The following is a 12361-nucleotide window of genomic DNA, read 5'->3' on the forward strand; positions in this document are numbered from 1 at the left end:
TTTAGTTCTTGCTCCAAGATACGATTGCAAGACTTTCACTGTCAACAACCGCCTCAATTTCAGAAACAACATCTAAAAAAGAACTCTTCCCTCTTGCCTTAATGCGATAATAAGAGCTTTCTTCCTTTATTTTGCCTTGCGCACTTGCACTTTGAAAAATACCAGACTCAGGACCAGTAAACGGAATGGCAGCTATGTCATTTCTCTCTATCACCCGATCATCTGGAGTGCACGGCCTTCCATCTGGACCTCGTCTATATTCAAGAATCGTATAAACAAGAGAATCAACATCCGCCGGAGATGCCGTTCCTTGATTTTCATCCAAAAACGTATAAAAAAAAGATTTCAAAACAATCTCCGATGCCGTATTCACATTGATAGAAAAATCTGCCTCTTGGGCTGGAAACACGGTTATATATTCTTTTAATTTCTTAAATATCTCATCATCCATTGACCTAATCAAAAGCATCTCTTCGATATTATTAAAAATAGAATTCTTACAATGATACGACTTTTCCTGCGACATATAAAAATCATCTTCTGCCCCAAAAGGCGCGTTAAAAACATCGCTGTCGACATCTATCCAATCAACAACCGACGAAGCAATTTCATCAGCTGTAGCGCTTTGGACACCTAAAAGAACAAGCAAATAACTTAAAACTTCATAATTACCACTATTAAGAGAATTGAGATTAATCCGCCTTCCTTCGTCCTGAATTCCATAGCAAACATCTATCCGACTATTTAGCATATCATAAATATTATACCGAATATCAAAAGTTCCTTCTTTTAATGGAATTTCTTTAAAAATATCTTGCGCTTCTTGTCCATCGTTAAAATAAACCCCACATCGATAAAGTGTATCAATTCTATTTTCCGTGCCTTCTGTCGTTAAGTTATCCATCTGCTTTGAGGTATAATTAATTCCTGCCCAAGCTAGGTAATCAGACTTTGTTTTTGCAATAGTATACTTAGCTAACGCTAAATTAATTCTAGTTCTTCGTCCCAGACCAATAGCCAAAATCGAAAGAACGACAAGAATCCATAACCCAATAATCATGATGACACCAGAATCATTCTTAAAGAAAAGAATTTGTCGTTTTACCCTCAAAGCGATTCTTCCTCTCCCCAGCGGCCAGCAGGAATATAAATACTGCGCCTAACAATAAGCACGTCACGCTCTTTTTGACCAACAAGCTTAAGATTCACTTTTATCCCTGCAGGAATATAATTATTCTTCCAGTTATCCTGCCAGTCAAGCTTTGAATCGTCTTCTGACGCTTCAAGATAAGCATATAAAAATTCTAAGCCTTGCTCTTCAACATTAAAACAAACCGCCTCTTTTAAAGAGTCAGCCTTTGTTCCATTAATAAAATCAACTAAACTGCATTCTTCTCGAACTAAAATTTCTTGAACCGAAGCGTCTTGCCGGCTTTCTGTAACAGAAACATTTTTCTTAGACCGTTTTCCTATGATCACTTTATGCACAAAAACTTCTTCGGGTTGCTCTAAATAATATTGAATAACCTTCAACCCTTGGTCTGTTGGCAACAAAAAAGAAGCCCTGTCTTTTTCTCCAGAGAATTCATTGATATCAGGATACGAATTCGAAAAATCATATTTCACTGCATTTTCAAATTCTTTGGCCATCTCTTCAAGAGCCCAGCTCGCCTGACGGTATGTTTTATCCTCTAGCCTTTGATCAATCTTAATTCCACTCCAAAATGTACTATAAAGAGTGACAACAATAGCGGAAAAAATTGCAAGGGCAATCAAAACTTCTATTAAAGAAAATCCTTTTTTTTCTGTCCTTAACAAAATTCTTTTTATTCCTTTAAAATGTATTGAAAACATATGTTGTCGCTGACGCTGAATTTGTTCTTTGGCCATTTCTCCAAGATACCGTTAAAACAACCTCGCTTAATCCTTCACACTGTTCTTCACACTCTGGCTCTTGCGCCTTAAGATCATAATGAAAATTCTCATAGGGAGGTGAAAAAGAATCCTTTTCGCTTAAGTCAGGGTCCACAACAGACTGCTCTAAAACCTCATTCATTTTATTTCGCAACAAAAAAGATGCCTTAAAAAAATCATCACTATAAATACCCGCGCGTAAACTTGCAATATGGGACTGAACAATCAAAACAATTCCAACAGACAAAATAGCAACTGTAAAAAGAACCTCTAGAAGAAGAAACCCCTCTTTTCTATTCTTCAGCTTCATAAACATAAACACTGCCTCTTTGTTCTTTTGTCGATACAACAATCTTGTTCTTCTGATCTGTAAGATTAATTTGAACCTTTTCAACTAATCCATTTGGATAAAAATGAATCGTTTCTTTCTCGGCTTGAACCTCAATCTTTTCTGGAATAGTTAAAACTTTTCCCATTCTCCCAGGTATCTTTTCAAACTCTTTTTCAATCATAATCACATCATCACTTAAAACTTCAGCCATTAACCAATATCGATTCTCTGAAGAATCAATTTGCATCTGATACTCTCTATTATCAATAACAGAACGCTGTTGTGCATATTGCATCACACGAGCCATGTCTTTAGCAGTTTGTTTTAGCTCTATATATGTTCGTCCCTTAAGAAGATTTGGAAGAGCGAGCCCTGCAATAAGAGCAACAAGAACCAAAACCATTAAAAGCTCAATCAAGGTAAACGCTTTTTTAAAATAAAAAGAAATGATGCTATTCTCCTAATTAATCATAAGACTCTTGTGTCCAATTCGTAATATCGTCTTCACTCTCGACACCATCAGAACCAAGAGAAGACAAGTCATATTCTTCTGGATTTTGAATGCCAGGTGAAACGTATAAATATTCTGCACCCCAAGGATCCTTTGGAATTTTTTTCTTTTTTAAATATGGACCATTCCAATGCATCGGAACAGGGGACGTTGTCGGCTCCTGCAAAAGCGCTTTTAGTCCTTGCTCAGTCGTAGGATATCTTCCATTATCAAGCTCATACAAATCTAAAGCCGTTGACAAATTAGCCTCAATGTCAGAATAAGCAGCCGTTTCACGCGCCTGCTCACCTCGTCCAACCATATTCGGCACAACCATTGCACCTAAAATACCTAAAATAATAACCACCATCATAATCTCGATTAAAGTAAAACCTTGTTCTTTGTTTCTCATTTCATTATCCTTTCTATTTAACGAACCATTGAATTCATTTCAAATATTGGAAGTAACATCGCAACAACCACAAATCCAATAACAGACCCAATTACAACAATCAAAATCGGTTCCACCAAAGCAGTAATTGTTTTCATCATTTGATCTGATTGCTTTTCATAAACGTTAGCAAGCTTGTAAAGAGAGGCTTCAACACGACCCGCTTGCTCTCCGGTCGATATCATATCAATCGCTGCCTGAGAAAAAAATCGGCTATGCTGAAAACTTTCTGTCAAGCCTGATCCTGCAGAAACTTGTTTAGCCGCTTTTTTAATATCTGTTTTTAAAGCTTCGTTCTCTAAAATATCAGAAACAGAATTTAATGCCGAGACAATGATAACACCCGAATCAAGCAAGGTTGCCAGCGTCCTTGCAAAACGTGCAATCTCGATACTTTCGATAAATTTTCCAATAACAGGAATTTTTAATTTCATTCGATCAAATAAAAATTTTCCTTCTCCGGAACGAGAAAATTCTTTTAAATAAAAAATACCTGCTCCCAACACCAAAACAATTACCCACCAAAACCGAGCTAAAAAGTCACTAACATTAATCAAAAACAACGTTGGCCAAGGAAGACTTGCTGATAAATCCTCAAACATTTCTGTTAAACGCGGGATAACAAAAGTTAATAAAATAAAAATTGTCATAATCCCAACGCTTAAGATCAACAGCGGATAAATAAGACTCGTCCTCGCTCTTGAAACCATTTCTTGATCTTTTTCTAAAGACTCTGTCAAGCGCCCCAATACAACATTAAGCTTTCCACTGATTTCGCCAGACTTAACCATATTGATATACAGTGGCGGAAAAATATAAGGATATGCCTCAAGACTCACGGACAAAGAATTTCCCTCTTCCACAGAAGCACGAATGTTTTCAACAACGGTCTTGAAATAAACATTTTTAACTTGGCGGGAGGAAGTTTCAAGCGCACGTAAAATCGGAACACCCGAATCAATCAAGTCATAAAGATGTCGCGTTAAAGAAACAATATCTGATGATTTTACTCTTATTCTTGGTGATTTCGTTTCTTTTTTGGATCTAGCAGCACTGCTTGCTTTGTAGGGAACAACATCGACTGGCGAGAGTCCCAGCTGAATAATTTTATCAACGGCCTGATCAAAATTCTCAGCCTCGATAATATCTTCAACCATCTGGGAAGGCCCTTTTTTAGCCTTATAAGAAAACTTTGCCATAACAAAGTCATTCTAACATATCAAAAATATCATTGCAAGATGAACAATATAGAATATATGTATATATAGATTTATATACTATAAAAATTTATAATTTTATAATTATTAATTAAATAAAACATTTTTTTATATATAAAATGCCGGCTATCAAAAAATAATGGCCGGCATCTATTAAAAATCTTCTAAAATCTAAATATTTTCTTCTTGTGTAACGCGAATAACCTCGCTTGGACTTGTCAATCCGCTTTTAACCTTTTCCCAGCCACTTTGGCGCAAAGTTCTCATACCGCATTCAATAGCCTTATTTTTTATTTGTGTAGCCGAGACTCTCCTTAAGATTAAGTCTCTGATCTCTTCATTTAAAAGCAAAAACTCATAAATGCCTTGCCTGCCCTTGTACCCCGTCATCCCACAAAACTCACACCCTTTTCCCTCGTAAACAGTAACACCTTGCAAATCTTCTGCTTTCAAGCCAAGATTCTGAATCATAGAAGGAGTCATTTCGACAGGTTGCTTACATTTCGGACAAATCAAGCGAACAAGCCTTTGAGCAATAAAACACAATACCGAACTAGCAATAAGATACGCCTCTATGCCCATATCTAAAAGACGTGCCACAGCTGATGCGGCATCATTTGTATGAAGCGTCGAAAAAACAAGATGCCCAGTTAGCGCAACTTGAATGGTAATTTCAGCAGTTTCTGAATCACGAACCTCACCAACCATCATAATATCTGGATCATGACGCAACATGGATCGAAGACCAGCTGCAAATGTAAGGCCAACTTGTGAGTTAATTTGAATCTGGGTAACACCTTTAAGCTGATACTCGACAGGATCTTCTATGGTTATAATCTTTTTATCAATACTGTTGATCCTTGAAAGACAAGAATACAATGTTGTTGTCTTTCCGCTTCCTGTTGGTCCCGTTAAAAATATAATGCCGTGTGGTTTTTGGATTAAATTCGCCAAGAGAACTTCATCTTGCCCGCCTAATCCTAAATCTAATAAACTATACAATTTTGTCGAGCTTAAAAGACGAATAACAACACTTTCCCCGTAAGGTGTCGGCAAAAACGAAACACGCAAATCCAAGTCAGCATCTTTAGTGCGAATTTTAAAACGTCCGTCCTGAGGAAGTCGTTTTTCTGCAATATTTAAATTCGACATAATTTTAATACGTGAGTTGATCGAATCTTTAAAATGCTTAATATTCGCAGGAACCTTTGCATCATGTAGAAGACCATCCACGCGATAACGAATACTAAGCTCATCTTCAAAAGGCTCGATATGAATATCAGTTGCCCCATTTCGATATGCTTCTAAAAGAATCTGATTAATAAATTTTCCTATTGAAGCTTCTGAATCCAGCTCTTCAACATCACTCTGATCATCCTCTTCGTCAATGACAGAAACACCATCCATCATCTTTTCAATGGTTTGCGCCCCTAATCCATAATATTTTCGAATCGCTTCTTCAATATCCTTGTGACTTGCCAAAACAGCCTCCACCTTGGCCTTCGCTGCAAGAGACACATCATCTAAAACATGAATATCTAAAGGATTTGTTAGGGCAATTGTTAAAACATTGTTTTTATAATCAACAGGCATAATTTTATAATAATCAACAATTTTGGCAGGAACGCACTTAATCACATCAGGAGAAATCGAGAAATCTTTTAAATTAATAAACTTAACGCCTAGCTGCTCAGAAAGAATTGGGAGATAAATTTTTTCCTCATCGACAAAACCAAGCCGAACCAATGTGACGCCAAGCATTTCTTTGGTCTTCTTCTGCTCGACCAATGCTTGATTCAATTGATCAGCACTGATAATGTTTTTTTCAACAAGAAGCTGTCCTATAGGAGATTTTGATTTCATGATTACTGACCTCTTTTAAACTAAAAATAATAACAATGAAAATATTCTGGTCTTTTCTCAATATAAAAAGGTCTCGATATTAGCTTCTATGATATCTTTGATTCAGAAAAGACCAATAAAGAAAATGATATTAAAGGGGATTTTTTACAGTTACTCGATAATAATCTCGAGAAAAATCATCTAAAGATTTTTTCACAGGGCTAACATATGAAATAATGTCATACGCTTTATCCACCATCACATCTGCGATCTTTTCATTAACAATAACCCCGTCATCACGTTTTTTTTCATCATAAACACCTAAATACGATCCAGAGACAAGACCGTTAACAACTCCAAGAGTAACCATACATCGCAAGGACTTGCGATCAACCCACAAGACCCCATCCTTACGACTAAGTTCTTGATCACCATAAATAATTTCGGCTTTCGCTAAAATATCTTCAATCTTAATCGGGTCTCGTTTAACTTTCTCCTGATCAGATTCAGAAAGGAAATTCTGACTTTTTTCGGATATCAAATTGGCAAGCTGTACTTGAAGGGCATCTGTTTCTTGAATGCTTTCTTTGTTTCTTTGATCAATAGAATAAGAAACAGCTATAACACAAACAAAAGCAACAATAATTAACAAAAGACCTATAAAAATTTTAGTTTTATTATTCATATTGATATAAATAGGCTTTTCGCCTATCCTATTTTTAGCATGGCATACTGCGGTTGTCAACTTATGACAAAAGAATATTAAAAAATCTTAAAAACAAAAATTCCCACTCTGCCTTGAATCTAAAGAAAAAATATGGCATACTTAAATTAGAAATAGGAGGTAGTAGATAGCGAAAGCGATCAAGGTCTATCACCTTATAAAAGAGGCTCCCAAATAAATGGGAGCCTTTTTATTTCTATTTACGTCCTAGAAGTGCAAACATCTTTTTCTTGTAAGCCTCAACTCCGGGCTGATTAAATGGATTAACTTTCATCAAATAGCCCGTTGTTGCCACAGCTTTTTGAAAGAAATAATAAAGCTGTCCCAGCGTATGTGCACTAAAAGATGGCAACGTAATCGTCATGTTAGGCACACCCCCTTCATAATGCGCTTCAGCTGTAGCCTTATAGGCTTGCTTGTTAACAAAATCCAAATCTTTTCCTGCAACACAATTAAAATTATCTAAATTTTGAGCATCCTCAGGAATAATCATTTTATAACCAGAATCTTCAACCATCAAAAATGTTTCATAAATATTTCGCTCGCCTTCCTGCATCATCTGCCCCATCGAATGAAGGTCAGCAGTTAAATTCAAAGAAGCAGGAAATGTTCCTTTGCCATCTTTTCCTTCGCTCTCACCAAAAAGCTGTTTCCACCATTCTGCAACATAAGGGAGCCTCTGATAAAATGAAGATAAAACCTCAATCTTTTTTCCTTTTTGATGCAGCAAAAAACGAGCCGCAGCGTATTGATGTGCAATATTTTGATCAATACTTGGTGTCATAAACTTCTTTTCGGCAACTCTTGCTCCCTCAACAAGCTGTCTAATGTCAATACCGGCAAGAGCCAAAGAAACAAGACCCGCCGGACACAAAACCGAAAAACGTCCGCCCACATCGTCATAAATCGGATATGTTTTATAGCCTTCTTGATCTGCAATTTTCTTTAAAGCCCCTCGGTTTGCATCTGTCGCGCAAATAATACGTTTCTTAAGTTCTTCTGCGCTGTACTTTTTTTGCATGAATTGCTTAATAATACGAAATGCCAATGCACACTCTGTTGTTGTGCCAGATTTTGATATAACCACAACCGTAACATTTTTATCCTTTACCCTTTCAAGCAAATGAAACAAATAACCAGCGCTCAAATTGTTGCCGGCATAATAAACTGGCATCTTTTGATCTGCGACAAGAAACTCCATTGTTGCCCGTACGCCAAGGTACGAGCCACCAATACCGATACTAATCAAACAATCCGAATGAGCCCGGACCTCTTCTCCTAAACTCTCAAGCTCGTCAATTAAGGAATCACTCATTTTGGATGGAAGATCTACCCATCCGGTAAAATCGCTTCCTTGTCCTGTTTTATTAATCAAATCTTGATGTGCCTTTTCAACCGCAGGCTCAATCGCCTTCCATTCATTTTTATCAATAAATCCATCTAAATTCTTAATGTCAAATTTAATATCCATAAAACTCCCCCATTTAAAAGACCTCGTTAATAATGCCTCCACCTAAAACAACATTGTTTCGATAAAAAACTGCAGACTGACCAGGCGTAACTGAACTCTGAGCACGCTTCAAATAAAGCTTTACCTCCCCGGATTTCTGACAAACCAATCGCGCCTTAACTTCTGGATGATTATATCGAATTTTTACCTTTACCTCTATCTCTTTCTTTGGAATATCACAACTTATAAAATTAACATCCTTTACAGAAAACTCTTTAGATAACAAAAGATTTTTGTCACCAACATAAATCGCATTTTCTTCTTTATCAATTTTATAAATATACATCGGCTTTCCGACAGCAATGCCGAGCCCTTCTCTTTGGCCAATCGTATAAAATGCAACTCCTTGATGCTCGCCTAGAATTTTTCCATTTTTATCTTTAATAGGGCCAATAGATGTTACCTCTTCTCCAGCCCGATCTCGAATAAACTTCTGATATCCTGAATCAGGAACAAAACAAATATCCTGGCTTTCTTTTTTCTGAGCATTCTTCAAGTTATAACGTTTAGCTAATTTTCGAACCTTGCTTTTTACTAACGATCCGAGCGGAAATAAAATAAAAGGCAAGTCTTCTTTTCTAATCTGATACAAGAAATAAGATTGATCTTTGGATCCCTGCACTCCTTTTTTTAGTTTAAAACTTTTATTCCATATTCCACGACTCACTTGAGCGTAATGACCCGTTGCCAGATAATCTGCGCCTAGCGCTTTTGCTTTTTTAAGCAACGTTCCGAACTTAACGTATTGATTACAACGCACACATGGATTTGGTGTTCTTCCGCTTAAATATTCATCAACAAAAGGATCAATAACATGATCACTTAATTCTTTTCCAAAATTTAAAACATAATGCGGAATGTTCAATGTTTGCGCAACGCGTTTAGCGTCTTCAATCGCATCAGCGCCACAGCACGACGGCCTTTTGCCTGGCGCAAGAGAAATATTAAAACACATTGTTATCCCAGCAACACGATAACCTTTGCTTTTCAAGAGTGCGGCTGCCACAGATGAATCAACGCCACCGCTCATAGCCACAAAAACTGTCTTTTTCTTTTTTTTATGTACAATCATTTTCTGTCACAGCCTTAATTGCTTGGTATGTTACTGAACAAAGTTTTTCCAACTCTTTTTTGGTTATCGAAAGGGGAGGCATGAAAACAATCACATTGCCAAGAGGTCTCAAAATGACACCTTTCTCTCGAGCTTTTTGACAAACCTGAATTCCCTTTTGCTCTTCCCATCTATATTCTTTTTTCTTCTTTTTATCTGCCACCAATTCAACGCCTACCATAAATCCTTTTTGGCGCACAGCCCCAACATGTTCTAAATTTCTAAACTTATTAAGCTGTTTTTCCAAGAATACTATTTTCGTTCTTAATTTCTCGAGAGTTTTTTCCTTCTTAAAAATATCTAAATTTGCAATAGCTGCCACACATGCCAAAGGATTGCCCGTATATGTATGGCCATGAAAAAAAGTTTTTTGATCTTTATACTCAAATAAAAATCCATCATAAATTCTTTTTGTCGTTAATGTTGCGGCCAAAGGAAGATATCCTGCGGTCATTCCTTTAGCCAAACATAAAATATCTGGTACTACTTTTTCTTGCTCACATGCAAACATTGTTCCTGTGCGACCAAATCCTGTTGCGACTTCATCCGCAATCAGGAAAATATCATATTTTTTACATATTTCTGACAAACGCTTTAAAATTCCACTAGGCCAAACAATCATGCCCGCTGCCCCTTGTACAAGCGGCTCAACAACTAAAGCTGCAACTTTATGATGCGATCTTTTTAAAAATATTTCGAGCTTATTAACAGAAAGCAAAAAGTCTTTTTTAAATTTCTCAGAATTGTCAAACGGACTCGCACTTGGCGTTGGCCACTTAATTGTTTTAAAGATCAAGTCACGATACACCTTATGAAACAAATCAATGCCACCAATACTCACACTGCCTAAAGTATCTCCGTGATACGAATGCGCTAAATGGATAATATTTGCTTTTTTTGTTTTTCCAATATTTTGCCAATATTGATACGCCATCTTAATGGCAATCTCGACGGCAGTTGATCCGCTGTCGGAATAAAAAACTTTTTTTAATCCCTTAGGTGCAATCGAAATCAAACGTTTGGCGAGGTTTACCGCTGGCACATTAGAAAGCCCCAAAAGCGTTGAATGACTTACTTTTTTTAATTGTTTTTCAATAGCCTGATCAACTTCTTTTTTTTGATGCCCATGCACATTGACCCAAAGACTTGAAACCCCGTCTAAATACCTCTTGCCTTTAATATCTTTTAAATAGCACCCCTTTGCGGATTCAACAATCAAAGGATTAGCTTTAAGCCAATCTTGCATTTGCGTAAACGGATGCCAAATATATTCTTTATCATCAGATTCAAATTTCTCAACAGAAACTGTCGATCTTTTCTTTAAAATAAATGACAAATCTATTTTCTTCGAGCATTGATTAATAACTTCACTTCTAGTAATTCGTTTGAAATGCGGAATAAAACCTAAAACAGAAACATCCCCAATTTTCTTGATTGCATCTGGATTTGTTTTTTCAACCATACCTTTTTTTAATCTTAAAGATTCATTAAAAATAACACCTTTAACGTCGAGGCCTTGCGCGCGCGCCTCACTAATAGTCAAAAGCGTATGATTGATTGTTCCAAGATTCAAAGAAGAAACCACAACAACATCTAAATCCAAATCTTTAGCTAAATCACTCATCAAATAATTATCTTTAATTGGAACAGATAATCCCCCTGCTCCTTCGACTAAAACAACGTCATATTTCTCCATCAAAGATTGGTAATTTTTTTTTATCTTTAAAATATTAATTTTATTTTTTGATCGCTTAAAAGCTAAATGCGGAGAAAAAGGATCCTTGGCAAAAAAAGGATTAATCTCTTCTATTCGATCATCTAAGCTTAGAGATGTTTTTAAAAATAAAGCGTCTTGGCCCGAGCACTGGATAGGCTTCATCACGCCAACATTAATTTTTCTTTCTTGCAACAATGTTGCCAAAACAAATGTCGCAATTGTTTTCCCTATATTCGTATCAGTAGATGTAACAAAGATGCCTTGTTTGCGTCTCATTTTCTTGCCTTTGCTTTTATAACCTCAAAGCTTGCACAAATACGCTTGCCGTCAGAATAATGATCCTGATAAAACTTATTTGCCTGATTTAAAATATCTCGACCGACAAATGCACTTCGCTTAACTTGATTAGCCCCAATTGTTTTAAGCCAACGGATTAGATCAAACATATCATCAAACTTTATTTCTTCTATTTCGCGGCAAACATCAATATCTTTAAATCCACTTGAAGCAAGCGTATTAAAAACATAGTTCTGATCAAGACTGTCCCAGCGTTCGTCGCGCAAAATAGAATCTCTCGAAACATTTTTAAAAGATGCCCATAATTCTTTTAAAGTTTGTTTTCCAAAACATGAAAAATAAAAATCTCCTTCTTGCCTTAAAACTCTTCGGCTTGAAGCAAATGCTTTTTCTAAATCATTGACCCACTGATAGGCACAATTTGAAACAACAAGATCAAAAGATGAATCTTCAAACGGTAGGCTTTGGGCGTCAGCCTGCAAAACAACATCAATGTTTTTGTCCTTAGCAGCTAAAACCATTCCTGGTGCCAAATCAACACCAAACAAACGTGCATCAGGAAATTTTATCCCAATTCGTTCTGTGAGCCATCCTGTTCCCATCCCAACATCTAAAATAGAAAGATATGTTTTCTTACCTGGAATCCGCGAAAGAAGATCGATGCCAATTCTTTTTTGCAAATCCGAAGATTCTTCATAGCGCTCGGACGCCTTGGAAAAAGATAATTGAGGCCTATCGGCTTTAAGAATATTCATAA

12 protein-coding genes and 1 pseudogene are annotated in these 12361 nt (G+C 36.5%); all 13 read right to left on the reverse strand.

Going from position 1 to position 12361, the window contains the following annotated elements:
* Position 1: 1 nt before the first annotated feature.
* The 13 genes and pseudogenes from PHY73_01905 to PHY73_01965 all read right to left on the reverse strand — a co-directional run bounded on the left by PHY73_01905 (position 2) and on the right by PHY73_01965 (position 12359).
* Positions 2-1111, reverse strand: a complete 1110-nt coding sequence (locus tag PHY73_01905) for a type II secretion system protein GspK (protein ID MDD3374461.1) — start codon at positions 1109-1111, stop codon at positions 2-4.
* The gene (locus PHY73_01910) at positions 1108-1890 is read right to left on the reverse strand and encodes a prepilin-type N-terminal cleavage/methylation domain-containing protein (GenBank protein ID MDD3374462.1); all 783 of its coding nucleotides are present in this window, start codon (positions 1888-1890) and stop codon (positions 1108-1110) included. Before PHY73_01910 ends, PHY73_01905 begins: the two co-directional genes overlap by 4 nt.
* Positions 1835-2224: a hypothetical protein gene (locus tag PHY73_01915; GenBank protein MDD3374463.1), complete on the reverse strand. Its 390-nt coding sequence runs from the start codon at positions 2222-2224 to the stop codon at positions 1835-1837. Before PHY73_01915 ends, PHY73_01910 begins: the two co-directional genes overlap by 56 nt.
* Complete coding sequence (locus PHY73_01920; protein ID MDD3374464.1) at positions 2208-2693, reverse strand: prepilin-type N-terminal cleavage/methylation domain-containing protein; 486 nt, start codon at positions 2691-2693, stop codon at positions 2208-2210. The genes PHY73_01915 and PHY73_01920 overlap by 17 nt, the downstream gene beginning before the upstream one ends.
* A gap of 16 nt (positions 2694-2709) precedes the next feature.
* Positions 2710-3147 (reverse strand): type II secretion system major pseudopilin GspG, encoded by a 438-nt coding sequence (gene gspG, locus PHY73_01925; protein MDD3374465.1) that lies wholly within the window; start codon positions 3145-3147, stop codon positions 2710-2712.
* A 17-nt stretch (positions 3148-3164) separates the two neighbouring features.
* Positions 3165-4385 (reverse strand): type II secretion system F family protein, encoded by a 1221-nt coding sequence (locus PHY73_01930; protein ID MDD3374466.1) that lies wholly within the window; start codon positions 4383-4385, stop codon positions 3165-3167.
* A gap of 189 nt (positions 4386-4574) precedes the next feature.
* Positions 4575-6266, reverse strand: coding sequence for an ATPase, T2SS/T4P/T4SS family (locus tag PHY73_01935; GenBank protein ID MDD3374467.1), 1692 nt, complete (start codon positions 6264-6266; stop codon positions 4575-4577).
* Positions 6267-6396: 130 nt separating this feature from the next.
* Complete coding sequence (locus PHY73_01940) at positions 6397-6930, reverse strand: hypothetical protein (protein ID MDD3374468.1); 534 nt, start codon at positions 6928-6930, stop codon at positions 6397-6399.
* A 235-nt stretch (positions 6931-7165) separates the two neighbouring features.
* Positions 7166-8440 carry a glucose-6-phosphate isomerase gene (locus PHY73_01945; GenBank protein ID MDD3374469.1) on the reverse strand — a complete coding sequence of 425 codons (1275 nt, stop codon included), beginning with the start codon at positions 8438-8440 and terminating at the stop codon, positions 7166-7168.
* 13 nt (positions 8441-8453) lie between these two features.
* Positions 8454-9551: a tRNA 2-thiouridine(34) synthase MnmA gene (gene mnmA, locus PHY73_01950; protein MDD3374470.1), complete on the reverse strand. Its 1098-nt coding sequence runs from the start codon at positions 9549-9551 to the stop codon at positions 8454-8456.
* Positions 9538-10926: an adenosylmethionine--8-amino-7-oxononanoate transaminase gene (bioA, locus tag PHY73_01955; GenBank protein ID MDD3374471.1), complete on the reverse strand. Its 1389-nt coding sequence runs from the start codon at positions 10924-10926 to the stop codon at positions 9538-9540. The genes mnmA and bioA overlap by 14 nt, the downstream gene beginning before the upstream one ends.
* Positions 10927-10977: 51 nt before the next feature.
* Positions 10978-11583, reverse strand: a pseudogene (bioD, locus tag PHY73_01960) (dethiobiotin synthase).
* On the reverse strand, positions 11580-12359 hold the full coding sequence (locus PHY73_01965) for a methyltransferase domain-containing protein (GenBank protein MDD3374472.1): 780 nt from the start codon (positions 12357-12359) through the stop codon (positions 11580-11582). Before PHY73_01965 ends, bioD begins: the two are co-directional and overlap by 4 nt.
* Positions 12360-12361 lie beyond the last annotated feature (2 nt).

The sequence above is a fragment of the Candidatus Omnitrophota bacterium genome, assembly GCA_028693815.1.
Classification (GTDB): Bacteria; Omnitrophota; Gorgyraeia; order Zapsychrales; family Aceulaceae; genus Aceula.

Excerpts from the sequence above, each read along its gene's own strand:
- gspG (MDD3374465.1), bottom strand. The coding sequence starts at position 3,147 with ATGAGAAACAAAGAACAAGGTTTTACTTTAATCGAGATTATGATGGTG.
- PHY73_01945 (MDD3374469.1), bottom strand. The coding sequence starts at position 8,440 with ATGGATATTAAATTTGACATTAAGAATTTAGATGGATTTATTGATAAA.
- PHY73_01940 (MDD3374468.1), bottom strand. The coding sequence starts at position 6,930 with ATGAATAATAAAACTAAAATTTTTATAGGTCTTTTGTTAATTATTGTT.
- PHY73_01965 (MDD3374472.1), bottom strand. The coding sequence starts at position 12,359 with ATGAATATTCTTAAAGCCGATAGGCCTCAATTATCTTTTTCCAAGGCG.
- mnmA (MDD3374470.1), bottom strand. The coding sequence starts at position 9,551 with ATGATTGTACATAAAAAAAAGAAAAAGACAGTTTTTGTGGCTATGAGC.
- PHY73_01935 (MDD3374467.1), bottom strand. The coding sequence starts at position 6,266 with ATGAAATCAAAATCTCCTATAGGACAGCTTCTTGTTGAAAAAAACATT.
- PHY73_01910 (MDD3374462.1), bottom strand. The coding sequence starts at position 1,890 with ATGGCCAAAGAACAAATTCAGCGTCAGCGACAACATATGTTTTCAATA.
- PHY73_01930 (MDD3374466.1), bottom strand. The coding sequence starts at position 4,385 with ATGGCAAAGTTTTCTTATAAGGCTAAAAAAGGGCCTTCCCAGATGGTT.
- PHY73_01915 (MDD3374463.1), bottom strand. The coding sequence starts at position 2,224 with ATGAAGCTGAAGAATAGAAAAGAGGGGTTTCTTCTTCTAGAGGTTCTT.